Source organism: Mesorhizobium sp. W050 (genome assembly GCF_054719535.1).
In genome coordinates this window covers 3,705,158-3,731,710 of record NZ_JBTTIH010000001.1, presented here as the reverse complement: position 1 = coordinate 3,731,710, position 26,553 = coordinate 3,705,158, and the positions used below count along the sequence as shown (strand labels likewise).

25 protein-coding genes and 1 pseudogene are annotated in these 26,553 nt (G+C 61.3%); 19 read left to right on the top strand and 7 right to left on the bottom strand.

The window, feature by feature from the left end:
• The first annotated feature begins 80 nt into the window (after window positions 1-80).
• Complete coding sequence (locus tag ACYG9Y_RS18235) at window positions 81-863, top strand: DUF1499 domain-containing protein (protein WP_023684603.1); 783 nt, start codon at window positions 81-83, stop codon at window positions 861-863.
• Between the two features lie 4 nt (window positions 864-867).
• Here the strand turns inward: ACYG9Y_RS18235 and ACYG9Y_RS18230 are convergent, their stop codons facing one another.
• Window positions 868-1,776: an MBL fold metallo-hydrolase gene (locus tag ACYG9Y_RS18230; protein WP_023738504.1), complete on the bottom strand. Its 909-nt coding sequence runs from the start codon at window positions 1,774-1,776 to the stop codon at window positions 868-870.
• A gap of 117 nt (window positions 1,777-1,893) precedes the next feature.
• On the opposite strand from ACYG9Y_RS18230, the gene ACYG9Y_RS18225 reads away from it, so the two are divergent.
• From ACYG9Y_RS18225 to ACYG9Y_RS18155, 15 genes and pseudogenes are all read left to right on the top strand, one after another.
• Complete coding sequence (locus ACYG9Y_RS18225; protein ID WP_023738505.1) at window positions 1,894-2,487, top strand: biotin transporter BioY; 594 nt, start codon at window positions 1,894-1,896, stop codon at window positions 2,485-2,487.
• A gap of 271 nt (window positions 2,488-2,758) precedes the next feature.
• Window positions 2,759-3,640, top strand: a complete 882-nt coding sequence (gene rfbA, locus ACYG9Y_RS18220) for a glucose-1-phosphate thymidylyltransferase RfbA (RefSeq protein ID WP_023738506.1) — start codon at window positions 2,759-2,761, stop codon at window positions 3,638-3,640.
• A 1-nt stretch (window position 3,641) separates the two neighbouring features.
• Window positions 3,642-4,196, top strand: coding sequence for a dTDP-4-dehydrorhamnose 3,5-epimerase (gene rfbC / locus ACYG9Y_RS18215; RefSeq protein ID WP_023687179.1), 555 nt, complete (start codon window positions 3,642-3,644; stop codon window positions 4,194-4,196).
• Window positions 4,197-4,221: 25 nt separating this feature from the next.
• A complete protein-coding gene (gene rfbB / locus ACYG9Y_RS18210; protein ID WP_023738507.1) occupies window positions 4,222-5,316 on the top strand; it encodes a dTDP-glucose 4,6-dehydratase in 1,095 nt (364 codons plus the stop codon).
• The gene (gene rfbD, locus ACYG9Y_RS18205) at window positions 5,313-6,242 is read left to right on the top strand and encodes a dTDP-4-dehydrorhamnose reductase (RefSeq protein WP_023738508.1); all 930 of its coding nucleotides are present in this window, start codon (window positions 5,313-5,315) and stop codon (window positions 6,240-6,242) included. The genes rfbB and rfbD overlap by 4 nt, the downstream gene beginning before the upstream one ends.
• 109 nt (window positions 6,243-6,351) lie before the next feature.
• Window positions 6,352-7,101 (top strand): ABC transporter permease, encoded by a 750-nt coding sequence (locus ACYG9Y_RS18200; RefSeq protein WP_023749361.1) that lies wholly within the window; start codon window positions 6,352-6,354, stop codon window positions 7,099-7,101.
• A gap of 36 nt (window positions 7,102-7,137) precedes the next feature.
• Entirely contained in the window at window positions 7,138-7,863 is a 726-nt protein-coding gene (locus tag ACYG9Y_RS18195; protein ID WP_023687183.1) for an ABC transporter ATP-binding protein, read from the top strand.
• Window positions 7,863-9,332, top strand: coding sequence for a rhamnosyltransferase WsaF family glycosyltransferase (locus ACYG9Y_RS18190; protein WP_023738510.1), 1,470 nt, complete (start codon window positions 7,863-7,865; stop codon window positions 9,330-9,332). Before ACYG9Y_RS18195 ends, ACYG9Y_RS18190 begins: the two co-directional genes overlap by 1 nt.
• A 76-nt stretch (window positions 9,333-9,408) precedes the next feature.
• A complete protein-coding gene (locus tag ACYG9Y_RS18185) occupies window positions 9,409-10,080 on the top strand; it encodes a sulfotransferase family protein (RefSeq protein ID WP_156929808.1) in 672 nt (223 codons plus the stop codon).
• A gap of 87 nt (window positions 10,081-10,167) precedes the next feature.
• The gene (locus ACYG9Y_RS18180) at window positions 10,168-10,836 is read left to right on the top strand and encodes a sulfotransferase domain-containing protein (protein ID WP_156929809.1); all 669 of its coding nucleotides are present in this window, start codon (window positions 10,168-10,170) and stop codon (window positions 10,834-10,836) included.
• Between the two features lie 219 nt (window positions 10,837-11,055).
• Window positions 11,056-11,805 (top strand): annotated as a pseudogene (locus tag ACYG9Y_RS18175) (sulfatase-like hydrolase/transferase); the annotation flags it as partial.
• The gene (locus ACYG9Y_RS18170) at window positions 11,802-12,203 is read left to right on the top strand and encodes a sulfatase/phosphatase domain-containing protein (protein WP_031253479.1); all 402 of its coding nucleotides are present in this window, start codon (window positions 11,802-11,804) and stop codon (window positions 12,201-12,203) included. The pseudogene ACYG9Y_RS18175 and the gene ACYG9Y_RS18170, both read left to right, overlap by 4 nt.
• A gap of 230 nt (window positions 12,204-12,433) precedes the next feature.
• Entirely contained in the window at window positions 12,434-14,422 is a 1,989-nt protein-coding gene (locus ACYG9Y_RS18165) for a nucleoside-diphosphate sugar epimerase/dehydratase (protein WP_031253480.1), read from the top strand.
• 138 nt (window positions 14,423-14,560) lie between these two features.
• A complete protein-coding gene (locus ACYG9Y_RS18160) occupies window positions 14,561-15,493 on the top strand; it encodes a glycosyltransferase family 2 protein (RefSeq protein ID WP_023670713.1) in 933 nt (310 codons plus the stop codon).
• A 17-nt stretch (window positions 15,494-15,510) separates the two neighbouring features.
• Window positions 15,511-16,050: a sugar transferase gene (locus ACYG9Y_RS18155; protein WP_023684586.1), complete on the top strand. Its 540-nt coding sequence runs from the start codon at window positions 15,511-15,513 to the stop codon at window positions 16,048-16,050.
• On the opposite strand, the gene ACYG9Y_RS18150 is transcribed toward ACYG9Y_RS18155, so the two are convergent.
• Together ACYG9Y_RS18150 and ACYG9Y_RS18145 are read right to left on the bottom strand one after the other, a co-directional pair.
• Window positions 16,038-16,973, bottom strand: a complete 936-nt coding sequence (locus tag ACYG9Y_RS18150; RefSeq protein ID WP_023670715.1) for an NAD-dependent epimerase/dehydratase family protein — start codon at window positions 16,971-16,973, stop codon at window positions 16,038-16,040. The genes ACYG9Y_RS18155 and ACYG9Y_RS18150 overlap by 13 nt on opposite strands.
• A complete protein-coding gene (locus ACYG9Y_RS18145) occupies window positions 16,970-18,262 on the bottom strand; it encodes an O-antigen ligase family protein (RefSeq protein WP_031198404.1) in 1,293 nt (430 codons plus the stop codon). Before ACYG9Y_RS18145 ends, ACYG9Y_RS18150 begins: the two co-directional genes overlap by 4 nt.
• Before the next feature lie 414 nt (window positions 18,263-18,676).
• Between ACYG9Y_RS18145 and cysD the strand changes: the two genes are divergently transcribed.
• From cysD to cysQ, 3 genes are read left to right on the top strand one after another with little or no spacing between them, the layout of a single operon-like run.
• Window positions 18,677-19,582, top strand: a complete 906-nt coding sequence (gene cysD / locus ACYG9Y_RS18140) for a sulfate adenylyltransferase subunit CysD (RefSeq protein ID WP_023670717.1) — start codon at window positions 18,677-18,679, stop codon at window positions 19,580-19,582.
• A 2-nt stretch (window positions 19,583-19,584) separates the two neighbouring features.
• Window positions 19,585-21,522: a sulfate adenylyltransferase subunit CysN gene (gene cysN, locus ACYG9Y_RS18135; RefSeq protein WP_023684584.1), complete on the top strand. Its 1,938-nt coding sequence runs from the start codon at window positions 19,585-19,587 to the stop codon at window positions 21,520-21,522.
• A 10-nt stretch (window positions 21,523-21,532) separates the two neighbouring features.
• Window positions 21,533-22,321 carry a 3'(2'),5'-bisphosphate nucleotidase CysQ gene (cysQ, locus tag ACYG9Y_RS18130; RefSeq protein ID WP_031258997.1) on the top strand — a complete coding sequence of 263 codons (789 nt, stop codon included), beginning with the start codon at window positions 21,533-21,535 and terminating at the stop codon, window positions 22,319-22,321.
• Window position 22,322: 1 nt separating this feature from the next.
• On the opposite strand, the gene ACYG9Y_RS18125 is transcribed toward cysQ, so the two are convergent.
• From ACYG9Y_RS18125 to ACYG9Y_RS18110, 4 genes are all read right to left on the bottom strand, one after another.
• Complete coding sequence (locus tag ACYG9Y_RS18125) at window positions 22,323-23,465, bottom strand: DegT/DnrJ/EryC1/StrS family aminotransferase (RefSeq protein WP_023738517.1); 1,143 nt, start codon at window positions 23,463-23,465, stop codon at window positions 22,323-22,325.
• 298 nt (window positions 23,466-23,763) lie between these two features.
• Window positions 23,764-24,687: a carbohydrate kinase family protein gene (locus tag ACYG9Y_RS18120; RefSeq protein ID WP_023738518.1), complete on the bottom strand. Its 924-nt coding sequence runs from the start codon at window positions 24,685-24,687 to the stop codon at window positions 23,764-23,766.
• Entirely contained in the window at window positions 24,684-25,130 is a 447-nt protein-coding gene (locus tag ACYG9Y_RS18115) for an RbsD/FucU family protein (protein WP_023738519.1), read from the bottom strand. Before ACYG9Y_RS18115 ends, ACYG9Y_RS18120 begins: the two co-directional genes overlap by 4 nt.
• Window positions 25,131-26,357, bottom strand: coding sequence for an ROK family transcriptional regulator (locus ACYG9Y_RS18110; RefSeq protein WP_023738520.1), 1,227 nt, complete (start codon window positions 26,355-26,357; stop codon window positions 25,131-25,133).
• Between the last annotated feature and the right edge of the window lie 196 nt (window positions 26,358-26,553).

Genomic DNA, 26,553 nt, shown 5'->3' with positions numbered 1-26,553 from the left:
AAAACGTTAGGGCAGGGGATGTTCAATTTGAGCATCCTTTGCTCTAAGCGTCTGTGCGGGTTGGGGCGGTGCTGAAGACAATGGAAATTGACGAGCGGCAGACATCGAAGGCGGCCGGCTGGTCGCGGCGCACGGGCGCTTTTGCCCTGGTCCTGCTGCTCACCGTGCTGGCCGGCCATCATTTCGAACTGGTCGAAACGCCGGCCTTCCTGTGGGTGCTGGCGATCGTCGCCTTGCTTGCCGCATTCGCTTTGCTGTTTGCCGGCCTCGCTTTGTCCCGGCTGTGGCATTTCGGTGACCGTGGCGGCCGCGACCTCTCGGTCGGCGCCCTGCTGGCGCTGCTGGTGCTGACGCCCTACGGCTTTGCCACCTATTTGGCGGCGACCACGCCGCCCCTGAGGGACATCACGACGGACCTCGACAATCCGCCAGTGCTCGACACCAGCGACCGCACCAAGGACATGAACGTGCTCGCGCTGCCAACGCCGGGCGAAGCGCGCCTGCAGGCCGACGCCTATCCGCTGGTCACCGGGCATAGCTACAATCTGCCTTTCGAAACCGTCGTCGACGCCGTTGAAACCGTGCTCGACCGCCGCGATTGGCAACTTACCGCGCCATACCCAGTGACCGACGGTCAAGACGAGGTGACGATATCGGCCGTGGCCCGGAGCTTCGTCGTCGGCCTGCCCGCCGACGTCGCCATCCGGGTCAGCAATGATGGCGACACCATCGTCGTCGACATGCGCTCGGCCTCCCGCTACGGCCGCTATGACCTCGGCGACAATGCGGCGCGCATCGTCGGGTTCCTCGCCGAACTCGACCAGGAGGTTGCGGGCCAGGTGGGTGCGGCTCCGGCCGAGTAGTTCTCTACCCCACCGGCACAAAGACGCCGTCGATGGCCGGGTCACCCTGGGTGGCAATCAGGCCGCGCGCCACCAGGTCTTCGAGATGGGCAAGCACCGACAGACCGGCAGCGCCATGCAGGCGTGGGTCGGTATCCCGGTAGATCGCCTTGACCATGTCCGGGATCGTCCGGTCGCCGTCGCGGATCCGCTCGAGGATCGCCCGTTCGCGCATCTTGCGATGGGTCTTGAGCCCGCGCATGAAGCTGCGCGGCGCGGTCACCGGGCCGCCATGGCCGGGCAGCAGCAGGCGATCGCCGCGCGCGATCAGCCTGTCGAGCGAGGCCATGTAGTCGGCCATCGCTCCGTCCGGCGGCGCCACGATCGATGTCGCCCACGCCATCACATGGTCGGCTGAAAACAGGATGCCGGTGCCTTCGAGCGCAAATGCCGCGTGATTGGCGGTGTGGCCCGGCGTCAGCACCGTCCGGATCGTCCAGTCATCGCCCTCGACCAGCGCATTGTCGGGCAACGCGATCTCCGGGACGAAAACCGTGTCGGCGCTGGCGTCGAGCGGGTTGATCTCGCCGATCCGCAGCGGCCTTGCCGGGCGGTGCGGGCCTTCGGCCAGTACAATAGCGCCGGTGTGCGCTTTCAGCCGGGCGGCCAGCGGAGAATGGTCGCGATGCGTGTGGCTGACGAAGATATGGCTGACCGGCCGGTTTGCGATCACCTTCAGCAACGTCTGGAAATGCGCCTCGTCATCGGGGCCCGGATCGATCACCGCCAGCGTATCGCGCCCGACGATGTAGCTGTTGGTGCCGTGAAAGGTGAACGGGCTGGGGTTTTTGGCGGTGACGCGCAAGACGTCCGGCGCAACGGTGACGCCCTCGCCATAGGCCGGATCGAAGCTGGTGTCGAATTTGAGCGCCATGGCGGTGTCGTTGAATCTCTGTTCAGGAAGACGGCAAAACTGATTGCCGCATAACACGGAAGCCAATATAGAAAAACGCAAGGCCGCGATCTGCGGCAATCCGGATTGGGGAAGACCATGGCACTTGCAACGACGATGCGCCCGCTTGTTTCTCTCGCTTTGCCCCAGGAGGGCGCGCAGCGCCTGGCAACCCAGCTTTTGCTGGCGATCGCCGGAACGCTGCTTTTGACCCTGTCGGCCAAGACGAAAGTCGTGCTCGGGCCGGTCGACATCTCGATGCAGACGCTGGCCGTCCTGCTGATCGCCACCGCATTTGGCCTGCGGCTTGGCGTCGCTACCCTGCTTCTCTACATGGCCGAAGGCGCCATGGGCTTCCCGGTCTTCCAGAGCACGCCTGAAAAGGGCATCGGCATCGCCTACATGATCGGCGGCACCGGCGGTTATCTCGCCGGCTTCATCGTCATGGCAGCCATTGTCGGCTGGGCCGCCGACCGCGGCTGGGACCGCCACCCGATCAAGCTGTTCAACGCCATGCTGGTCGCCGAAATCGTCATGATGGCCATGGGCTTTGCCTGGCTGGCCACCCTCATCGGCGTGGAAAAGGCGTGGCAGTTCGGCGTTTTGCCGTTCGTCCTCGGGGATTTGATCAAGGTTGCGCTCGCCGCCAGCCTGGTGCCGGCGATATGGTCGCTGCTGCCCAAGCAGCCCTGAAAACCGGACGACACAATGAGCCGGCGGGCCAAAGGCCCGCCGGCTTTTTTATTGTTGTGCATCCAAAAGGATGGCGGGACGCCGGTTTGCCAAATCGCCGCATCTATTGCAGCGTCAGCCTGTGCTGGTCGGTCAATTGCCGCGAGGCGGCAGATGCAGAGCAATTCTGGCGCCGATCCACGGCCGAGATTGAATTGACAAGCCATTGCGCGAAACCTAAGCACGGGCAACTTGATTTCGAGGCGGGGGCCGGTAATTCAAGGAGAGCTTGTTGAAGGGAATAATCCTTGCAGGAGGCAGCGGGACGCGTCTGTATCCCCTTACATTAGCGATCTCTAAGCAGATTCTGCCGATATACGACAAGCCGATGATTTTTTATCCGCTGAGCGTCTTGATGCTCGCCGGTATCCGCCAGATTTTGATCATTTCGACACCTCGCGACTTGCCGGTGTTTCGGGAGTTGCTGGGCGACGGTTCGGAATTCGGGGTCGAATTCTCCTATGCCGAGCAGGCGCAGCCCAACGGGCTTGCCGAGGCCTTCATCATCGGCCGCGACTTCATCGGCAAGGATAATGTGTCGATGATTCTCGGCGACAACATCTATTTCGGCGAGGGCCTGTCGCAGCTCTGCCGCACTGCTGCGCAGCGCCAAAGCGGCGCGTCGGTGTTCGCCTACCATGTCGAGGACCCGCAGCGCTACGGCGTGGTGTCGTTCGACAAGCTCAGCGGCACGGCTTTGACGATCGAGGAGAAGCCGCGGGAGCCGAAGTCCAACTGGGCGGTCACCGGCCTCTATTTCTACGACAATGAGGTCGTCGACATCGCGTCGACGATCAAGCCCTCGGCGCGTGGCGAACTCGAGATCACGGCGGTCAACAACGTCTATCTCGAGCGCGGGAAATTGCACGTGCATCAGCTCGGCCGCGGCTATGCCTGGCTCGACACCGGCACGCATGACAGCCTGCATGAAGCCTCTTCCTTCGTGCGCACGATCGAGCACCGCCAGGGGATCAAGGTCGCCTGTCCTGAAGAAATCGCCTTCGAGCAGGGCTGGCTGACCGCCGACAAGGTGCTTGAGCGCGCCACGCGCCTGGGCAAGAACGAATACGCCGCCTATCTGCGCCGGCGTGTCGCCGGGCTGACGGAGACATAGAGTGCTGGAAGTCAGGCAACTCGGTTTGGACGGCGTGCTGGAAATCGTGCCGAAGCGGCACGGCGATGCGCGCGGTTATTTCATCGAAACCTGGAATGCCGAGGCCTTTGCCGAGGCCGGCATCGATCTGCGTTTCGTCCAGGACAATCATTCCTATTCGGCTGCCGCAGGTGTCGTGCGGGGGCTTCACTATCAATTGCCTCCACGCGCGCAGGACAAGTTGCTGCGTGTGATCCGAGGCAAGATTCTCGACGTGGCGGTCGACATCCGCCGCAGCTCGAAAACCTTCGGCAAATGGGTCGCGCTCGAAATATCGGCCGAGAGAGGCAACCAGATCCTGGTGCCGAAGGGTTTCGCGCACGGTTTCGTCACGCTCGTGCCGGACACCGAGGTTCTGTATAAGGTCACCGACACCTATTCGCCGGCGCATGATCGATCGATCCGTTTCGACGATCCTGATATCGGCATCGATTGGCCGTCGCCGGCCGGCGCCTTCGAGCTCTCGGCCAAGGACCTCAAGGCGTCGGCGCTTGCTGAGGCCGAGGTGTTCGCATGACGCGCGACGATGTGAGGAGAGCGCCATGAATTTTCTGGTGACAGGCGGTGCCGGCTTCATCGGCTCGGCGGTGTGCCGGCATTTGTGCGCCAATCCGGCCTACCATGTGACCAATCTCGACAAGCTTACCTATGCCGGCAATCTCGCCTCGCTGCGCACCATCGAGAATGCGCACAACTACAAATTTGCGCAGGCCGACATCTGTGACGAGCGGGCGGTTCTCGACATCCTCCACCGCGACGAGATCGACGTCGTCATGAACCTCGCCGCCGAAAGCCATGTCGACCGCTCGATCGACGGACCGGGCGCCTTCATCGAGACCAACATCGTCGGCACCTACCGGGTGCTGAATTCGGCGCTCGAATATTGGCGTGGCCTTGGCGACGACAGGAAAGCCCGCTTCCGCTTCCACCATGTGTCGACCGATGAGGTGTTCGGCGATCTGCCTTTCGATGGCGGCATGTTCGTCGAGGAAACGCCTTACGCGCCGTCCTCGCCCTATTCTGCCACCAAGGCGGCGTCGGACCATCTGGTGCGGGCCTGGCACGAGACGTACGGCCTGCCGGTGGTGCTCTCCAACTGCTCGAACAATTACGGCCCGTATCACTTTCCCGAAAAGCTGATCCCTCTGGTGATCCTCAACGCGCTCGATGAAAAGTCGCTGCCGGTCTACGGCGTCGGCGCCAACGTGCGCGACTGGCTGTTCGTCGAGGATCATGCGCGCGCTCTGGAACTGGTCGCCACAAAGGGCCAGCCCGGCGAAAGTTACAATGTCGGCGGCAATTCCGAGCGTACCAACCTTGGCGTCGTCGAGACGATCTGCGGCCTGCTCGATATCAGGCGTCCGCGCAGCGGGGGCCGGAGCTACCGCGATCTTATCAGCTTCGTCACCGATCGGCCCGGCCATGACCGCCGCTATGCCATCGACGCCTCCAAGATCAGCCGGGATCTCGGCTGGGCGCCGGCGGAGAGTTTCGACAGCGGCCTTGCAAGAACCGTCGACTGGTTCCTCGACAACAAATGGTGGTGGGGGCCGATCCGCGAGCAGCGCTATGCCGGCGAACGGCTGGGGCAAGTCCAGCCCCGGGGCCATGTCGAAGGCAGGAAGGGCGCGGCGTGAGACTAGTTGTCACCGGACGCGACGGTCAGGTCGCCAGCAGCCTGCTGGAGGCCGGGCAGAGGCGCGATGGCATCGAGGTCGTCACCCTCGGCCGCCCAGTGCTCGATCTGGCGCGGCCCGATACGGTCTTCGACGCACTCGCGGCAGCGCGGCCGGATATCGTGGTGTCGGCTGCCGCCTACACCGCCGTCGACCAGGCCGAGGACGAGCCCGATCTTGCCTTCGCTGTGAACGCCGTCGGCGCCGGCAAGGTCGCCGAGGCGGCCGCGAAGCTCGGCGTGCCCGTAATCCATCTGTCGACCGACTACGTCTTCGATGGCACCAAGGACGGCGCCTATGTCGAGACCGACGCCACCGCACCGCTCGGCGTCTACGGCGCCTCCAAGCTTGCCGGCGAGCTGGCCGTGGCCGCCGTCAATCCGCGCCATCTGATCCTGCGCACCGCCTGGGTCTACAGCCCGTTCGGCAAGAATTTCGTGAAAACCATGCTGCGGCTGGCCGGCGACCGCGGCGAGATCGCCGTGGTCGCCGACCAATGGGGAAATCCGACATCCGCACTTGATATTGCCGACGCGATCCTGCATGCGGCGGCGGTGTTGCGCGGCGACGACAGCTTCGACGGCTATGGGATCTACCATCTCGCCGGAGCCGGAGACGTCAACTGGAGCGGCTTTGCACGCCACATTCTGGAGGCAAGCCTGTCACATGGCGGGCCGTATGCTGCGGTACGGGATATTACGGCGCGCGACTACCCGACCAAAGCGCGTCGCCCGGCTAATTCGCGTCTTTCGACGCAAAAATTCACAGCCGCATTCGGATCGGAGGCACAGGGGTGGCAGCAATCGACGGGGCTTGTGGTGCGCCGCATCTTGCAAGCCCAGCCGGCAGCATGGAAAGACGTAGCGATTGTGTCTGTTAAGCGATGAAACAGCTTGTCGCTATCTTTATGTCGGCCGAGTCGCCATATCGCGGCGCCTTCATGCCTGTCGCGGAAATTACCAAGCCTGAGCAAGTTACACTGAAGGAAGTATCATAATGTCGGGTGTATCAATGGTTTGGCTTCGGCTCGCGCAGTTTGACATACGGCTTCGTTACCGAAATTCGACTTTCGGGCCTTTCTGGATTACGCTGAACACGGCAATATTTGCCCTTTCAGTTGGGCTTCTATATGCTGTCTTGTTTAAGCAGCCTATCAGGGAGTTCATACATCACTTGGCTACGAGTGTAGTCTTGTGGCAATTCCTATCTGGAGCAATAATTGAAGGTTCGGAAACTTTAATTGGATCTCACGATCTTCTTCTAAATACGAAGATCTCGCCGGCCTCATGCATATTTCGTTGTGTCTCTAAGAACATAATAATATTGATGCACAATGTGCTAATTATACTCATAACTCTAATTATTGCCTATCCGAACTCCGGCTTGAACATACCAATGTTCATCGTCGGAACCGCGCTGTTGGCTGCCCATGCCGCCTGGATATCGACCATCGTAGCGATTGTTTCTGTGCGATACAGAGACGTTCCGCTGATCACCGCTGCCGTTATGCAGCTTCTGTTCATGCTTTCGCCGATTATCTGGACGGCAAAGGTTCTCCCTACCAGCTCTCCGTTCCTGGTCTACAATCCTGTCGCCTACATCATCGATGCAGCGCGAACTCCACTGATGAGCGACGGCACCGACTACATGAGCGTGCTCGTGTCCGCCATTATTGCCGGCGTGGGGAGCATCGCCGCCTATCTTCTCTATCGAAGGACGGAGCACCGAATTCCGTACTGGCTTTGAATTCTGACGCCGTCACACAATTGTATTGGAAGCCCCATGTCACCGCCATCCATTCATCTGAGCGACGTCACCGTCCGAATTCCGGTCTGGTCCGCTCCGGCAAATCGTTCTCTCAAGCAAGCCGCGCTCCGTTTCACCACGGGCGGGCGTTTGCTGGCCGGTGACTCCGGCCGTTTCGAAGTCGCGGCTCTCGATGGCGTGTCGCTCGATCTTAAACCCGGCACCCGGCTGGGGCTGAGCGGGCACAACGGTGCTGGCAAGACGACACTGTTGCGCGTCTTGGCAGGCATTCTCAAACCCACCAGCGGGACAGCTGTCATCAACGGGGACTCGGCCGTTCTGATAACGCCCTCCATGGGTTTATCTCCCGAACTCACGGGCCGAGAGTTCATCCGGCTTCAGAGCCTCATGACCGGTATCGCCCCCCGTGAAATCGAGCGCCAGACCGAATCGATTATCGAGTTCTCGGAACTGGGCGATTTCATAAATTTGCCGGTACGCACCTACTCGTCCGGCATGCAGACACGGCTGTCGTTTTCGGTTGTCACCGCATATCCGACCGATATCGTGCTTCTTGACGAAGGGCTGGGCACGGGCGACGCGTCATTTCAAAAGAAGGCCAGAGAGAGAATGGAGCATTGGCTCAACAATGCCGCCATCGTCGTGCTGGCATCGCATTCCGATGCCCTGATCCGGTCGATGTGCAGTTCCGCGGTGTTTCTCGAGAAAGGTCGCGTCGTGAGAGAGGAGACCTTTGGCTAATGCGTCGTCAGCTGACTGCAACGCTCGCCGGCGCCGGCGCCCGAATCTTCGGGCACCAGGATTTGAAACAATCCTACCATAAGGTCTTCGACCCCGACGTTCCCCTGCAAAGCTATAGGGGCAGGCTTGCCTATTGGTGCATGTCGGCGGCGCACCGCCTTGGCTTCCTCTCCGACCTGCAACTGTCCTACCTGTCGCAGCTGCCGCTCGTCCCGGCGGTCGCTCCGCCAAACCATGTCTATGATCACGAGTTCTTGAACCTGCGGCTGAATCGAATCTACGACATGCCGGACGTCGAGATAGATGAGCGCCGGCCGCAGACGATCAATGTCCTGGTTCCTGCTTTCGACTTCAAATCGATCTCGGCCGGGTTCTTCGGCGTCTTCCAGATGGCGCTGTTCTTGCGCAAGACGGGTATCAATGTTCGCCTCGTCCTATTTGATAATTTCTATTTCAATATCGCCGACTTCAGAGAAAAGGTTTTGAAATACCCCGGTATGGAGGGTGTCTTCGACGAACTCGAAGTCGAGTATATCGGCGAGAGGCGGAAACCGCTTGCTATATCGCGCTTCGACTATGCCGTGGCGACCGTTTGGTATTCAGCCTATTTTGCAGAGAAGATTACAGCGCGCACAGAGAGCAAGAAGTTTATATACCTGATACAGGACTATGAGGCTGTATTTTATCCAGCAAATAGTCTATATGCCGTTGCAGATCGTACATACGCGATGGACTACGACGCGATATTTTCAAGCGAAAGCCTTATGAAGTTCTTCATTTCGAATGATGTCGGCGGCATAAGGTCTCGCGGCATGTCGCATACGTTTTTCAACAACGCCTGCTCGTCCAATCTCCTGCCCAAGGACATGTTCATCCAACGCAATCTTGCAAAGAAAAAGAGGACGATCGTCTTCTATTCTCGGCCGGTGGTGGATCGGAATATGTTCGAACTTACAGCGTTAGCTCTTACGACGGCCTTCAGGCGGGGCATTTTCGACCCCGAGGAATGGGATTGCGTGGGCATGGGCTTGGGAGAAGGTGTTGTCGAGTTGCAGCCCGGGGTTCGATCGGTTTCGTTGCCAAGGATGGACCTCAGCAAATACATCGAGGAGGTCTCGGGTTTTGATATCTGTCTCACGCTGATGGCTTCTCCGCATCCGAGCATGATCCCGATGGATCTGGCCGGATCCGGCTGTGTCGTTGTGACAAATACCTTCAAGACAAAAACTGATGATTATTTGAAGGGCCTCAGCGGAAATATCATCCCGGCTGCTTCGGAATTGAATGAAATCGTTTCAGCTTTGGAGCTGGCAAAGTCGAGGAGCGGCGACCTGGAGCAGAGGTACAGATTTGCCAAGGCAATGAAGTATCCGCGGGATTGGGACCAGTCGCTCACTGCCAAACATCTGAATTTCTTCAAGCGTCGCCTGCAGGTTCGCGCGGAAAAAGCAGCAACCGGCAAACAATAACCGTCATGAATTTTTTCGATTGCCGGCGCCGCGATCGGGGCGACTGCGAACATTGGGACACTAGGAGCGTAAGACGGTGGCGATGGCTACATCACACAAGGCGGTCAGACTCGCGTTGCCGCGGGGGCCACGAACCCTGATAGTGGTCGGATGTGGCCGGGGCGGCACAAGCCTCGTCGCCGGTGCGGCCATAATCCTGGGTGTGCCCATGGGATCGTCACCCGCTTCCATCATCCATGAGGATATGGAGCTCGTTTATGCGGCCCAGGGTCGGGACATCGATGGCCGCCTGATCGATGGTTCGGCAGATAATGGCTTGAAGAAGCTGGAAGAGATCATCGAGGCGAGAAATGATGCCAATGATCTATGGGGTTGGAAAGATCCGTCTGCCGATCTTTACCTCGGGGCGATAGCGGAGGTCGTGAGGAACCCGTTCATCGTGTTCGTCAACCGCGACATGGCTGCGGTCGCCCAGTCCGAAGTCAAGCAGATGCAGTCCTCGATCGAGCAAGCCTATGACCTGGCGCTGATCAGGTACAGCAGATATTGGGAATTGCTGCAGCGATTGCAGTGGCCGACGCTCCTTGTAAGCTATGAGCGTTCGCTGTTGAACCCGGAGTTACTGTTGTGCGAGATCGCAGATTTTATTGGACTTGACCCCCCCAGCGAAAGACAGCGTGATTTCATCAAGCAGTTCGCTTCCGGGCGGGATTATCAGCAACTGGACTTGGCAAACGCCGCTGTCTAGGCTTCCTTGATGGCTTGCCGGGCACTTTCGTCGGGGGGCGAGAGACAGTGGTGACAAGGACGTAACCTTGGCATGGGGGCGCATGCATTGGACCAGCCTGTGTTGGGTTTCATCGTTGGTGGGGTGCAGAAGTCCGGCACGACCAGCCTGTTCGGCTATCTCAGGCAACACCCACAGCTGGCGACGCCGTCCGTTAAGGAGATGCATTTCTTTGACGACGAGACGCAGAACTGGACGGAGCCGGACTATCGCAAATTGGGAAGCTTTTTTTCCGACGATGCTGGGAGAGGCATCGGATTTGACGTGACCCCGATCTATCTCTTCTGGCCGCCATCGCTGGAACGGATAAAGCGATACAATCCCGCAATGAAGCTTGTCTTCATTTTTCGCGATCCGATCGAGCGAGCGTGGTCGCAATGGCGTATGGAGACCGGTAACCGGTCGGAGCATCTGCCTTTTCACCTGGCGATCCGGCAAGGCCGCTGGCGACTAAAGGGGTTGGATCAGACCGATCCGGCATGGCGTGTGTATAGCTGTGTCGAACGGGGCTTTTACGCACGCCAACTACGCCGGCTATTTGCCTTGTTCCCGAGGGAGAACGTTCTGCTCCTGCGTTCACTGGATTTGTTGAGGGATCACCAACCTACGCTGGATGCCGTTGCTGGGTTCCTTTCCATCCAACCGTTTCTCCCCCTTGCTCCGCGAACAGATCATCTTGGGAGACGATGTGAGAACGAGCTTCGACCGGAGGCGTAACCTATTTGCGCGAGATTTTTTACGATGACATCGTCGAATTCTCCCGACTTTCGGGGCTGTCGGTTTCCGACTGGCCGACTATTGATTCGGGCTTGGCGGTAGAAGGCTGATGGAGCGACCCAACATCCTCTTCATCGTGGCTGACGACCTCAATTCCTGGATTGCGCCGTTGGGCCGCCATCCGGACGTCAAGACGCCTGACACGCGTCGCGTGGAACGACGTTTCTGCGCGCCTACTGCACGGCGCCCTATTGCAATGCCAGCCGGATGTCCGTGTTTACCGGATGCCTGCCGACGACAACGGGTGTCTATCAGAACGAGCCATTCTGGGAGGCGCCGCTGCGCAGGGTCACACTGCTCGAGCGCCTGCGCGAGGCCGGGTATTTCTGCATGGGTGCGGGGAAAGTGTTCCATGGCAGTTTCGACTACGCCGATGCAGGGCGCAACAGGACGCCGTCGGCAAGATGGAGCGACATCGAGAACCGCCCAGCCTTGTGGGACGAATTCCATACGACCGCCGCCGAGCCGATGCCGTTGCATCGGCCGCTCAACCGCATGTTTGATTTTGATGATTTCCCGAACGTAGCGTCGATAAATCATCACTTCGATTGGGGCGCCATCGAATCCGCTCGCGAGCCGGAGATGCCCGATTTCAAGACTGCGGACGCGGTTTGCGCCTTCCTGCAAAAACCGCACGAGCAGCCATTCCTTTGCGCGACGGGTTTCTACAAGCCGCATTTGCCCTGGTACGTACCGCAACCATTCCTTGATCTTTATCCTCTCGACAAGGTCAGCCTGCCCTTTGTCAAGAATGACGACCTTGACGACGTTCCCGCCATCGCAAAGGCTTGGGCTCTGTCGCCGCCTGACCACGAGACCGTCCTGAACCACGGGCAATGGCGCAACGCCGTCCAAGGCCTATCTCGGGGCCATCTCCTACTGCGACACTCAGATTGGACGTGTGCTTGACGCACAACGGGTTCCACCTGGGCGACAAGCTGCACTGGCGGAAATTCGTGCTGTGGGAGGAAGCAACGCGATTGCCCTTCATTCTGGTGCCGCCACGAGGTATGGCGACATCGGCTCGCGTCGACCAGCCAGTCAGTCTGGTCAACTTGTTTCCTACGCTTCTTGATCTTTGCGGGTTCGAGCCACCGGCGGACATAGACGTCCGTTCACTCATGCCTTTGGCGCGGGGTGGCAAAATGGAAGACCATTGTGCGATCATGACATGGTTGCGCGGCAATCATTCTGTGCGGTCAAGCCGCTGGCGCTACACGCGCTACTCCGACTTGTCGGAAGAACTCTATGATTTGAGCGCCGACCCCTATGAGGTGGAACAATCTGGCCGGCGGCGCCCGCTTTGAGCAAATGCGCATGGATCTCGGTGCGCGCCTCCCGCCCGATCGTCTGGATTGAAGGTCAGCCAAGGGAATTTCCAAAAAAATATCTGGCGATGACTACAACTCCACGCTATGCGATACAAAGCGGCGGGGCTGGGGATTGGCACTCTAAACAGGTGATCGGTGACGGGTTTCCGTCGCTCTCGCACTACGTTAGTGTCCAAGTCCTTGCGCCTGGAGTTCAGTACTACCCAATGACATCCTATGTAGAGGTCGTGTCCGGACTTCGGCCGAAGATGCGGCGCGCCATTATAATGATCCAGGATCTGGTCATGGTCCTGGTCGCGGTGGCGCTGAGTCTGGGGCTTTCTCAGTCGAGACTTTCATTCGACGCGCTCTCCACGGCCGGCCTGGCGTGCTGGGCAAGTATTGTTTTTCTCAGCCATATGCTGTTTCGCTATTGCGGCCTCTACAACACCGTGTGGCGTTTCGCCTCCACGCCGGACTTCTTCAACATCCTGAAGAGCTGCGCCATCCTGACCGTCACGCTCTATGTCGTCTCGCTGGCGGTTCGATCGTTTCAGCCGGTGACCGGCCTCAACGAGCGCCAGTTCATCGTCTTTTTCCTCGTCTCCTTCACCATCATATCGGCGCCTCGGCTCTATTACCGGTTCCTGCGCGACGGGGCGAGCTGGCGAATCCTGAGCCGCAACGCAAACAATGCGGCGATCAAACAAGCGCTGTTCGTCGGCAGGCTTGGCGAAGCAGACGTCATCATCCGCTTCACACGCACGGCCGAGCCGGCCGAATATTCCATCGCCGGCATCATGGCCATCGAGAACGGCGCGCCGTTGGGCACGCAGATACAGGGCGTTCCGGTGGTGGCCGTGCGGCCCCGCCTGGTCGAGGTCCTCGAAGAATATGCAAGAGGCACCAAAAGCCTCGACATGCTGATTTTCGGCAATGGCACCGAACGCGAGATCGAGGAATATTCGGAACTGGTCCGTGTCGCCCGTCACAGCGGTATCGCCGTCGTCCAATTCTCCGGCGTTTCGGAGCTCGGCCAAGGCGGAAAGCTGGTACTCGACGCTGTCGAGATGGAAACCATCCTGCGCCGCTCCACAGTTGCTTCCGATATGGAGCGGATCGGCGGCTTTATCGGTGGCAAGCGCGTCCTGGTCACCGGCGGCGCCGGCTCAATCGGTCGCATCCTGGTCAAGCGGTCGCTGGAACTTGGCGCGCAGGCGGTTCTGGTCGCCGATATCTCGGAGTTCGGTATTTTCCAGCTCGACCAGCAGGTTGACGAAAAGGACCATGTCCGGCTCAAGAGCCGCATCGTCGATGTCACAGACCGGCGCCAGATCACCCGCGTCGTCAGCGATTTCAAGCCCGACATCATCTTCCATGCCGCCGCGCTCAAACATGTGCCGCTGCTCGAAGAAAATTGGGAATCGGCGATCCAGACCAACATTTTGGGCACCCTCGTCTGCGCCGAGGTTGCCGCTAAATGCGGGGTGCCGCAGTTCCTGCTGATTTCCAGCGATAAGGCGGTCGATCCGACCTCGGTGCTCGGTATGACGAAACGCGCCGCCGAGCAGATCGTCTCTTCGCTGCACGAAACGCACGCCACCGGGCCCAGCGGCCGTCGCTCCGGCACCAAGTTCATCGCCGTGCGGTTCGGCAATGTCTTCGGCTCCAATGGCTCGGTCGCCACCATCTTCCAGGCGCAGATCGAGGCCGGCGGTCCGGTCACCATCACCGATCGCCGCATGACCCGCTACTTCATGACGGTGGCCGAAGCCGTCGACCTCGTCATCATGTCGGCGGCCGACGCCGAGCGGCGCCAGGGCAAGGACGACTACGCCATCTACATGCTCGACATGGGCAAGCCGGTGCCGATCCTCGAAGTCGCTGAAACCATGATCCGCATGGCCGGCAAAAGCCCCTACACCGACATTCCGATCCGTTTCACCGGGATCAGGCCGGGCGAGAAGCTTCACGAGGTGCTGCATGGCGGCAATGAGGAGATCGTCGCGCTGGATATCCCCAAGATCTTCGGCCTCAGGACCGATGTCGTGGGATGGCCCAAGGTCCAGGCGGCGCTGACATTGCTGCAGGCGGCCATGCGCGATCAGGACAAGGCCTCGGCGCTCGCCGTCATGGCCGGCCTCTATCAGGCGGAAGAGCCTCCAAGTGACGCACGCCGGGAAACCGTTGCGAAAACAGTCGGGCAAGCTGGTTAGAGCAATTCCAGGAAAAGTGTGGAGCGGTTTTCCGTCCGGGATTGCGTCAAAACAAAGAGCCTGTCCTGATCGACCGGGATTGGCTATTGAAACCGATCCGATGGCCGTTCCCAGGCGTTTGCAGATGATTTTGAACCAGTGAGCAGACAAGATCAGCGCGTGGCCGTGCTGCTGGGCACGAAAGATGGCGCGGCTTTCCTTGACGAGCAGCTCGCGTCGCTGGCTGCGCAATCGCATCCTGTTGTCGACCTCTGGGTTTCCGACGACGGTTCGACAGACGGCACTTCGGCCATTATCGGCGCCTGGCAGAGCCGCTGGTCCAAGGGCCGGTTGACCCTGTCGAATGGTCCTCGCCAAGGCTTTGCCGCCAATTTCCGCGCGATGATCATCGATCCGCGCATCGAGGCCGACTACTACGCCTTCTGCGACCAGGACGACATCTGGGAGCCGGACAGGCTGGAGAGCGCCATTGCCTGGATGCAAGGGCACGACGCCGGAACGCCGCTGCTGTTTTGCTCCAGAACCGCGACCATGTCCGAAACCGGAGCAGCGCAAGGGTATTCGCCGCTGTTCCAGCATCCACCCGCATTTCGCAATGCGCTTGTGCAAAGCATTGCCGGCGGCAACACGATGATGATCAACCGCGCCGCGCGAAAGTTGCTGGCAAAGGCATCGGCAAGGACCGAGTTCGTCAGCCATGACTGGTGGACCTATCTGATCGTCACGGCTGCCGGCGGCATTGTCCGCTATGACCCGCGACCGCTGGTGCGCTACCGCCAGCATGAGGCAAACTTGGTCGGCGCCAACGTGTCGTGGAAGGCGAGGCTGTCGCGGCTGGGGCGCCTGTTCAGGGGCGAGTTCGCCGTCTGGACCGATCACAATCTGAGCGGCCTGGCGGTCAATCGCGACATCCTCTCGAGGGATGCCGCCGCCTGTCTCGGCCTGTTCATCAGGGCACGAAAGGGCGGTATCCTGCGACGCCTGCGCCTTCTCAGGAAAAGCGGCGTCTACCGGCAGACGCTGGCTGGGACGCTTGGGCTCTATCTGGCCTTCATCTGGCGGCGGATCTAGAGCATGCTGAGATGGCCATGAGGGGACCCAAGCGAGCTTTCGATCTCGTCGCGGCGGCGGTTCTGTTGCCGCTGACCTCGCCCGTCACCCTGCTTGCCATACTGGCAATCAGGCTGTCGTCGCCCGGACCGGCACTCCTCTCCCAAACTCGCGTCGGCCAGCACGGGGTGCTGTTTCGCTGCCACAAGCTGCGCACGATGGTTGTGGGAACGCCATCTCTGCCCTCGCATCAGGCGCCGGCAAACTCCGTCACCGCCGCCGGTAAGGTGCTGCGAAAATTCAAGATCGACGAGCTGCCGCAGCTCTGGAACGTGCTGAAGGGCGAGATGAGCCTGGTCGGGCCGCGTCCATGCCTGCCCACGCAAACCGAGTTGGTCGACCGCCGCAGGCAATTGGGTGTGCTTGCCGCACTTCCAGGCATTACCGGGCTTGCGCAGATGAGAGGCATCGACATGTCGGATCCGAAACTCTGCGCCGAAACCGATGCCGAATATCTCAGGGGAGCCTCGATCGGACTCGACGTCAAAATCCTGCTTGGCACAATCTACCGGACCTGACGGGCCTGTCGTGCAAGTTCCTCAATCCGGCCGAGCGTGTCGGTTTCCGGCATCCAGCCTTCCGAGATCAGCAGTGACGGGTCGCAAATCTGTGTCGCCATGGAAGCGTCGTACGCTGCTTTTCTGCCAAGCAGTGTGGCGAACAGCCTGAATGGCCAGGCCGGCACAGGAACGAGCCGGGTCGGAACGTCGTATCCGTGCCTGAATGCAGTCAAGATTTCGAACATCGCAACGGGGGAAGCATCGCCCAGGACATAGGTCGGGCGCGGTGGCGTGGGACGAGTCAAAAGATGCGCCACGGCGCCAGCCACCGCGTCGCGCGATATCAGCGAACGAACTGCGGTGAAAGCGCCTAAGGGCAATGGTAAGGCAATGGCGGCAGCCCGCATCATTCCACGCAGGTTTCCCTTCATGCCTTCGCCATAGACCGGCGGCAGGCGCAGCGCCGTGGCATCGGAGGGCCTGGACGCATAGGCTTCCAGTGTCTTGATCTCGCCTTCGCGTTTCGAGCGCCCGTAGGCGCATTGCGGGGCAGGGAGCGTCGCCTCGCTGATCGTTCCGCTGAAACCGGGACCGGCTACTGCCCGGATCGACGACAGATAGATGAAGCGCCCGCTTGTCCGCGAGGCGGCCGCGCGCGCCAGCTGCGCGGTCAGTGTCGCGTTGGCTGCCATGAAGTCGGCTTCGCTCGCCTTGCGGTCATTGTTGAGCGCCGCACAGTGGACGACATGGGTGATATCTCGCATCAGCGCCTGGTATGCCTGAGCCGGTGCGTCGAAGTCCGGCAACAAAACCGCATCGCTCACGGGATCGAGCCGTTCCGGGTGGCGCGATGCCATGCGCACCCCGAACCCGGCTTCGCGCAGCTGGTTGACGACCTGCCTGCCGATGAAACCCGTCGCGCCTGTGACCAGCACTTTCACGGCCGGCTTGCCTGGGGCGCCGGGGCCGGTGCCTGTTGTTCCGGCAGCATTTGTTGCCGGCCCGATGCAAGATATGTCCCGGACACCAGGAACACCATCAGTGTGGCATCGAGGATGTCGTGGCCGACCAGAATGCCGGTCAGGCCGCCGATGAGGTAGGTGATCGCAGTGACGACAATCATCGTGGCGCCGAACCGCTCGATCGCGTCCGTGCTGGTGCGCAGCACGATGGCCGCGTTTCTCGCGGCAACGAAGAACACAGCCGCGAGCGTTACGGCTCCAAGCAGCCCGGCCTCCACCAATGCAGTCAGGAAGCCATTGTGAAAATGGCTGAAGCCCGTGGACGGCATGTGGAACTGATTGTGGAATCCATCCTTTATCAGCTCACGGCTTGCAGCAATGCCGTGACCGAAAATCGGCATGTCGTGGAAGGCGCTCAGCCCAATCTGCCAAAGTGCTGCGCGCAAGCCGAGCGCGGTCGTGTGGTCGCCCTTCGTGGCGAGCGCATCCCAGTCGCTGAACAGGAAGGCCGCGCGCTCGGAAATGATGGGGAGACCAATGACCGCGATGACGATGCCGATCGCGCCCGCAATCAGCAAAAGCCGAATGGCGTTTCTGTTGTTGAGCTTGCGACGGTTGATCAGCAGGACCGCGATGCCGGCCACCAGCATCGCCAGCCAGATGATCCGCGACCCCGAATAGACAATGTCGACCGCGCCGGCCAATGTCGCGCAGGCCAGCAACGCCCTGTTCTTTTCGACACCCGATAAGGCGCCTGCCAGGCACATCATCATGCTGAGGCAGGCGACGGTCGCGAACACGATCGGATTGCCGGCGCCGCCTTCGGCCCGTATGCCCAGCCCGTGATATTGCACGACCGCCAGCAGCAGGGCGCCAAAACAGGCGGCGGCGCTCGCCAGCACGACGATGCGCGTCAGCGTGGTTTTCTCGGTAATGCTCCAGGTCGCGTATGAGACAGGGAAAAACAGGAAGGTGATCAGCCCTGCCAGATGCGGCGCATCCCTGGCGATCGAATTGTTGACGATGGAGGCGAGCACGCTGGCTGCGCAATAGGCATAGATGGCCACCGTCATCGCGGTCATCGGCCGGTCGATGTTGAAACGCCGTCTTTTCAGCGCAAGCAGAAGCACCGACCACAGGCCGCCGCCATTGAACAAAAAGCTGACCGCCGATCCCAGTACCGGCGGGAAAAAGAAGCACAAAATGGAGAAGGTGACGTTGATCCGTGACGGCGAAACGTGCTGCTTGATGGCGGAGATCGGGGTCAATGCTCTGGTTCACAATGCGCTGGGTCGCGTGGCGACGGACAATGTTTGGCGGCGGCATTTGCGGCATGCCGCCCGGCGCAGGTTCAGGAGCCGGTATAGCGGCTGGGTGCGGTTTTCGAAAGTGCGACGAGGTCCGGCCGGCGTTTCTTTCGGTCCAGGCAAGATTTTTCCCGGCCTTTGAATGCTATCGCTCCGTCGGGCAGGAATTTCCGGATTCTAGGCTTTTCATGGAAAATTCGTTGCCGATCGGTGTGGCCGCCGGCCTTTCCAGCGTTGTTATATCAGGTGGCGATCTGCTAGAACGCCGGCACGAACCGATAGTGTCCAGCAGTGAAGCTTGAACCGGGCGGCTGAAAAGGACGCCCGATCCATCTGATGCAAGGTCTGGATTGCACGAGAGAACGCTCACAGTCCATGAACATCGCGCTTACGCACCTGCAGCGGCTCGAGGCCGAGTCCATCCACATCTTCCGTGAGGTTGCCGCCTCCTTCTCCAAGCCGGTGATGCTCTATTCCGTCGGCAAGGATTCCTCCGTGCTGATGCATCTGGCGATGAAGGCCTTCTATCCGGCCAAGCCGCCTTTCCCCTTCCTGCATGTCGACACCACCTGGAAGTTCCGCGAGATGATCGCCTTTCGCGACCAGATGGCGCAGAAGCTCGGCTTCGACCTGCTGGTCCACGTCAATGAAGACGGCGTGCGCGACGGTATCAACCCCTTTGACCATGGCTCGAACACCCACACCCATGTCATGAAGACGGTGGCGTTGCGCCAGGCGCTCGACAAATACGGCTTTGACGCTGCCTTCGGCGGGGCTCGGCGCGACGAGGAGAAGTCGCGCGCCAAGGAGCGCATCTTTTCCTTCCGCAACGCCCAGCATGTCTGGGACCCGAAGAACCAGCGGCCGGAGATGTGGAAGATCTTCAACACCCGCATCGCGCCGGGCGAATCGATCCGCGTGTTTCCGCTGTCGAACTGGACCGAGCTCGATATCTGGCAGTACATTCTGCAGGAAAACATCCCGATCGTGCCGCTCTATTTCGCCAAGGAGCGGCCGGTGGTCGAACGCGACGGCATGCTGATCATGAAGGATGACGATCGCATGCAATTGCGCCCCGGTGAGACGATGGAGAACCGTCTGGTGCGTTTCCGCACGCTCGGCTGTTATCCGCTGACCGGCGCCATCGAATCCGACGCGGACACGCTCGAAGCCATCGTCGGCGAGATGCTGACGGCGCGCACCTCCGAGCGCCAGGGCCGCCTCATCGACCGCGATGAAGCCGGCTCGATGGAAAAGAAGAAGCGCGAGGGATATTTCTGAGCATGCGCCATATCCTGGCCAAGAGCCTCGCTCCCACCGACGGCGTGCGCGAATACATGGCGGCGCAGGAGAAGAAGTCGCTGCTGCGCTTCCTCACCTGCGGCTCGGTCGACGACGGCAAGTCGACGCTGATCGGCCGTCTTCTGTCCGACACAAAGCAGATCTTCGAGGACCAGCTCGCCGCACTCGAGCGCGATTCCCGCAAGCACGGCACCACTGGCGACGACATCGACTTCGCGCTTCTGGTCGACGGCCTCGAGGCCGAGCGCGAGCAAGGCATCACCATCGACGTCGCCTACCGCTTCTTCGCCACGCCCAAGCGCAAGTTCATCGTCGCCGACACGCCCGGCCATGAACAGTACACCCGCAACATGGCGACCGGCGCATCGACTGCCGATCTCGCCATCGTGCTGATCGATGCGCGCCAGGCTGTGCTGCGCCAGACCCGGCGCCACTCGATCATCGCTTCGCTGCTCGGCATCCGCCATATCGTGCTTGCCGTCAACAAGATCGACCTCGTCGATTTCGACCAGGCGGTGTTCGACCGTATCGTCGAGGATTACCGGCAGTTCTCGCACGAGCTCGGCTTCCAGACGATCGTGCCGATCCCGATGTCGGCCCGCTATGGCGACAATGTCACCAGCCGCTCCGGAAAGACGGCGTGGTATTCCGGCCCGTCGCTGATCGAGCATCTCGAAACCATATCGGTCGACGAGGCCGCGGTCGAACTGCCGTTCCGGTTTCCGGTGCAGTATGTCAACCGGCCCAATCTCGACTTCCGCGGCTTTGCCGGCACCATCGCGTCCGGCTCCGTCGCGCAGGGCGACGAGGTGGTGGTCGCCAAATCCGGCAAGGCCTCGCGGGTCAAGCGCATCGTCGCGCAAGGCGGCGATCTTGCCCAGGCGGTGGCCGGCCAGGCCATCACCCTTGTGCTCGATGACGAGGTCGAGGTCTCCAGAGGCAACATGCTGGTGTCGCCGGCGGCACGGCCGCAGGTCGCCGACCAGTTCGCCGCCAACATCGTCTGGTTCGACGAGGCAGCGCTGCTGCCGGGACGCTCCTATATACTGCGCACCGAGACCGACCAGACCAGCGCCACCGTCACCGACCTGAAATACCGCGTCAACGTCAACGACTTCGCTCGCGAGGCGGCGAAGTCGCTCGAGATGAACGAAGTCGGCATCTGCAACATCTCGACCCGGGCGCCGATCGCCTTCGACACCTTCGCCGACAACCGCGATACCGGCGCCTTCATCCTGATCGACCGCATCACCAATGCCACGGTCGGCGCCGGCATGATCCTGCATACCTTGCGCCGCGCCGAAAACATCCATTGGCAGTCGCTCGATGTCGGCAAGCGCGGCCGCTCCGACCTCAAGAGCCAGCGCCCCGCCGTATTCTGGTTCACCGGTCTTTCCGGCTCGGGCAAGTCGACCATCGCCAATCTGCTTGAGAAGAAGCTGTTCGCTTCCGGGCGCCACACCTACATTCTCGACGGCGACAATGTCCGCCACGGCCTCAACCGCGATCTCGGCTTCACCGACGCCGATCGGGTCGAAAACATCCGCCGTGTCGCCGAAGTGGCAAAGCTGATGGCCGATGCCGGGCTGATCGTCATCGTCTCCTTCATTTCCCCCTTCAGCGCCGAGCGGCGCATGGCCAGGGAGTTGATGGCCGACGGCGAGTTCGTCGAAGTGTTCGTCGATACGCCGTTCGAGGAATGCGCCCGACGCGACCCGAAAGGCCTTTACGCACGGGCGCTGAATGGCGAGATCAAGAACTTCACCGGCGTCGATTCCCCGTATGAAGCTCCCGAAAATCCCGAAATCCATCTCAAGACACTCGGCAAGACAGCCGAGGAGATGGTAGAGGCTCTGGAACACTGGCTGAATGAGCGCGACATTGCCGAAGACCAATATGACAGCGGCGGCGGCATCTGACGACGAAGTGATGCTCGACGTGTTCGAGCGCCTGGCGCTCGAAGCCGGACGCGAGGTGATGCGGGTCTTCAAGGCCGGCTGCGCGGTCGACAGCAAGTCGGACTCCTCGCCGGTCACGGAAGCCGACCGCGAGAGCGAGACGATCATCCTCGCCGGCCTGCGTGCGGCCTATCCCGATATTCCCTGCGTGGCCGAGGAAGAGGTCGCCGAAGGCATTGTGCCGCCCGATCTGGATGGCGCCTTCTTCCTGATCGATCCGCTCGATGGAACGAAGGAATTCGTCAACCGCCGGACCGATTTCACCGTCAACATCGCGCTTGTCCGGCACGGCGTGCCGGAGATCGGCGTCGTCTTCGCACCGTGCAGCGGGCGGTTCTTCTCTGGACGGCCGGGCTGGGCCGAAGCAATCGAGGTCGATGGCGACTTCCGTATCGTCGGCCGCCGGCGGATTTTGGTTAGGAGGGCGGTCACGCCGCTGGCGGTCGTTGCCAGCCGCTCGCACAACACCCCGGAGACCGAAGCCTTCATCAAGGATCTCGGCGCCGCCGAGATCGTCTCGGTCGGCTCATCGCTGAAATTCTGCCTGCTCGCCGCAGCCGAAGCCGACATCTATCCGCGCTTCGGCCGCACCATGGAATGGGACACGGCGGCCGGCGACGCCGTACTGCGCGCCGCCGGCGGCATGACGCGCACGCTGGACGGCGAGCCGCTCACCTATGGCAAGCGCAAACAGAGCGACGACGAGGATTTCGCCAACCCGCATTTTATTGCGAGCGGGAAGGCGGCGGACGCGGCGTAACTTACGCCGCCGCTACATGCGCCGAGTTCGAGCCAATGTAGTTGCGGATCGTCTCGATGATGCGGTCCTGGTCGGCTTCGCTGAGATAGGGATGCATCGGCAGGCACAGGATGCGCTTCGGCAGTTCCTCCGAAACCGCAAGCCCGGTCGGCGTGCGCGGATAGTCGCGATAGGCGACCTGCTCGTGCAGCGGCTTCACATAATAGATCACCGAAGGGATGCCCTTTTCGCCGAGATGCGCCCTCAACCCGTCGCGCTTCGGCGTCTCGATGGCGTATTGCGCCCAGGCCGAGCGGCCACCGCCCAGATTGCGTGACGCCTTGACGATGTCGCCGAGACCTTCGGCGTAGCGCTTGGCCACCACCTGGCGGGCGACCATCTCGTCTTCGAGGATGGCGAATTTCTCAATCAGGATCGCCGCCTGGATCGTGTCGAGGCGTGAATTGATGCCGACGCGGACATTGTCATACTGCGTCTCGCCCTTACCGTGGAACGCAAACGAGCGCAGCTGGTCGGCCAGCGCGTCGTCATTGGTGAACATCGCGCCGCCATCGCCGTAGCAGCCCAGCGGCTTGGCCGGATAAAAGCTGGTCGAGCCGACATGGCCGAAGGCGCCGCACATTGTGCCGTCGGCCGAACCGCCGATCGACTGCGCCGCATCCTCGATCACCAGCAGCCCTTCGCGCTTGGCAATCGCCATGATCGCCTCGTAGTCGGCGGCAAGCCCGAACAGGTCGACGGGAACAATCGCCTTCGGCTTCAGCCGGCCTTCCTTCTTGATCATGGCGATCGCCGCCTCGAGGCTGGCGATGTCGATGTTGTAGGTCTCGGCGTCCACATCGACGAAAACCGGTTCGGCCTTGGCAAGCGCCACCACTTCCGCCGTCGCGGCAAAGGTGAAGCTCGGCACGAACACCGCGTCGCCGGGGCCGATACCGGCGGCAAACAGCGGCAACAGCAGCGCGTCGGTGCCGTTGGCGCAGGCCACGACATGCTTGGTGCCGATATAGGCTGCGAGCTTGTTTTCGAATTCGGTGACTTGCGGTCCGAGGATATAGCGGCCTTCCTCGACGACATTGTCGATCGCGGCCTTCAGCCGGTCGCGGATACGTTCGCGCTGCGCGCCAAGATCGATGAACTGCATGTCGGCCTCAAAAACGGTGTGGTGCGGGCTGCCCCGGGGACAATGACACGCACAGAAACAACAACTTAACCGGGCCGCTGGTACCAGAGTTGGGCCGGTCTAGAAAGCCGGACCGGCCGCGGGACGGGTTGTCTAGGTGTCGCAGCCTGTTACTTCAGGCTTTCCCTGCATTGCCGCAAGATGGCGGAAATCCGGGCTTCGCCGCCTATTAATCCGGCTGATTCAGTGCGTCTTTCCGGCTCGCGGAAACATAAAGTGATCGGCTGCTTGCAGCGGCTGGCGGCGGACTAAGCGTGGATCAGGCGATTTCGTGCCGCCAGGGCGGGTTGGCGCCGGCCCGCGACACGGTCACCGCCGCCGCTTTGGCGCCGAGCGCCAGCGCCTGACGGATGGCGTCCTCCGAAAGGCCGCCGATCCCGGCCTTGGTGAGCAGGCCTTGCTCGTGCAGCGAGGCCAGAATGCCGGCATTGAAAGTGTCGCCGGCGCCGACCGTGTCGACCACCTCCACCTTATGCGGCATCACCGTGACCTTGTGTTCCCTGCTGTAGCCGACGGCACCTTCGCTGCCGTGGGTAACGACGATCAGCTTCGGGCCGCGATCCAGCCAGTTGCCGATGACGTCCTCATGCGAGCCGGCCTCGCCGAACCAGTGCAGATCCTCATCCGATAGCTTCACGATGTCGGCCATCGCCATCATCGAGCGGATGCGCCGGAGGTGCTTGGCTTTGTCGGGGATGAAGTTCGGCCGGATGTTGGGGTCGAGCATCATGACGCGGCGTTGGTGCTCGCGTTTCATGAATTCTTCGTAGGCAGCACCCGCCGGATCCGAAATCAGGCTGATGGCGCCAAACAGCATGGCTTCGATCTCGGCGCCCAGTTTCGGCAGATCCTCTGTCGTCAGCATGCGCCCGGCGGTGTTTTCGTCGTAGAAAGTGTAGGTCGCCTGGCCGTTGGTGAGCCGCACGAAGGCGAGCGTGGTCGGGCGAGGGGAGGTGTGCGCATAGGTGGAGCTGACCTTGCTTGCGCCGAGCGCCTCGCGGAACTGGCCGCCGAACAGATCCGACGACAGGCCGGAAAAGAAGCCGGCGGGCGCGCCGAGGCGGCCAAGCGCGATCGCCGTGTTGAACACCGCGCCGCCGACATAGGGCGCAAAGGCCGGCTCGCCCTGTGTCGTGGTGCGCGGCAGCATGTCGATCAGGGCTTCGCCGCAGCAGAGGATCATGATTTCTTGTTCTCCGGCGGATAGATCACGCCCTTGCGGATGATGATGTTGGCGTAGAGCCGGGGTTCGCTGGTCGCGACGATCGCATATGCCGACCGGACGCGTGCATAGAAGTCGGCGCCCGCCAGCGCAACCACCTTGCGGCCCGGCGCGCGCCTGGTGCAGATCGTTTCGATTTCATGGTGGACCGGATCGGCGACCGAGGGATCGCCTTTGACCGAGGCACGAAACAGCGCTTCCGGCACGAAATCATCCACCGGCAGAACGCTCAAAATGGCGTCAAGCACCGGTATGAGGTGAAGACCGTCGGCGCGCACCAGCCGGTTTGCCTGCTCCTCCGCTGGGTAGTTGCCGTCGACAAGCGCGATCTCGTCGCCATGGCCCATGGCGCGCAATGTCGCCAGAAGCTCCGGACCGAGCAGCGACGGAATACCGATCAGCATTCAGGTGCTCCGGGAAATGGTGGTCGAACCGATGAGGAAGCGTTCGGACAGCGGCAGGCTGGCGCCGCCCAGCGCGCGGGCATGGATGCCGACGGTGCCTTCGCGCACCACCGGAAGCTTCAGCCCTTCGCCATCGATCGTACCGATCGCCTGCCTGATCGCATCGACGAGCCGGCGCCGGACAGCGAGCGGCATCCAGCCGTCGATCACCGCGGCCTCGAAATCGATCACCGATGACGCCGATACGATGGCATAGGCCAGCGCCTGAGCGGCATTGGCGATCCAGTCGTCGAGCTCGTGACCGATCTCGCCCCAATCCTCAGGCGACGTCCACAGATGCGAAGCCTCGACGCCGCGTGCGTTAAGCGCCTTTTCCAGCATGGCGATCGAGGCGACGTCGATGAGCTGCGTCGGCTTGCCGTCTGGTCCCGGCACCGGCATCGAACCCAGCGCCCCGGCATTGCCTGTCGGTCCGCCAAAAAGCCGGCCATTGAGCACGATGCCGCCGCCGGCAAAGGCGCCGATGTAGAAATAGACGAAGTCGCGCGCGCCGCCGGTCTGGCCGAACACCAGTTCGGCGCCGCAGGCCGACGTCGCGTCGTTCTGCAAATAGACCGGGAATTCGCATTGCGACTGGATGTCGGCGCGGATGTCGCGGTGGCGCCATTCGTCCATGATATCGCGCGGCGCACCTGCCGTGTCGGCCCAGTTCCACAGTTCGAACGGCATGGCGATGCCGAGCCCGGCAATGCGCTTGTCCTGCGCAGGTGTCAGTTCGGCGCGCATCGTCTTCATGCCTTCGGTGACGAACTCAACCGTCTCGCGCGGCGCCGGATAGCGATAGGAATGCTGCAGCATGGAACGCACAGTTCCGAGGAAATCGATCAGCACCAGTTCGGCGCTGCGGCGGCCGATCTTGAGGCCGATGAAGAAGGCGCCTTCGGGGTTCAGCGCCATCGGGATGGAGGGCTGGCCGATCTTGCCGCGCAACGGCGCCTGGCGCAGCAGCAGGCTGTCCTCCTCCAGTTCGCGCATGATGACCGAGACGGTCTGCGCTGAAAGCCCGGTCATGCGCGCAATGTCTGATTTGGCCAGGCTGCCATGCTGGCGAACCAACGACAGCACCAGCCGCTCATTGTGGTCGCGCATGCCGCTCTGGTTGGTGCCACGGTGGAGACGGCTGGCGGCCGCCTCGGGCGAACCGTGCCTCGCAATGCCGGTCTCCACCCTTGTTCCTCCCTTGGTTTATTCTTACTGCTTTTGCGGCAGAATGAGTGAACCACGCAAAGCTGTCAATAATAAATAAGAGTGATTTAATTATTGACAGGCGGCTCCCGCTGGTGTCATTTGAGGGCGCGTCCACACTGGGAGAACTTCAGTGGATGCGCTCGAGATGCCGGTTGGCGGCATCCGCATAGTTCCA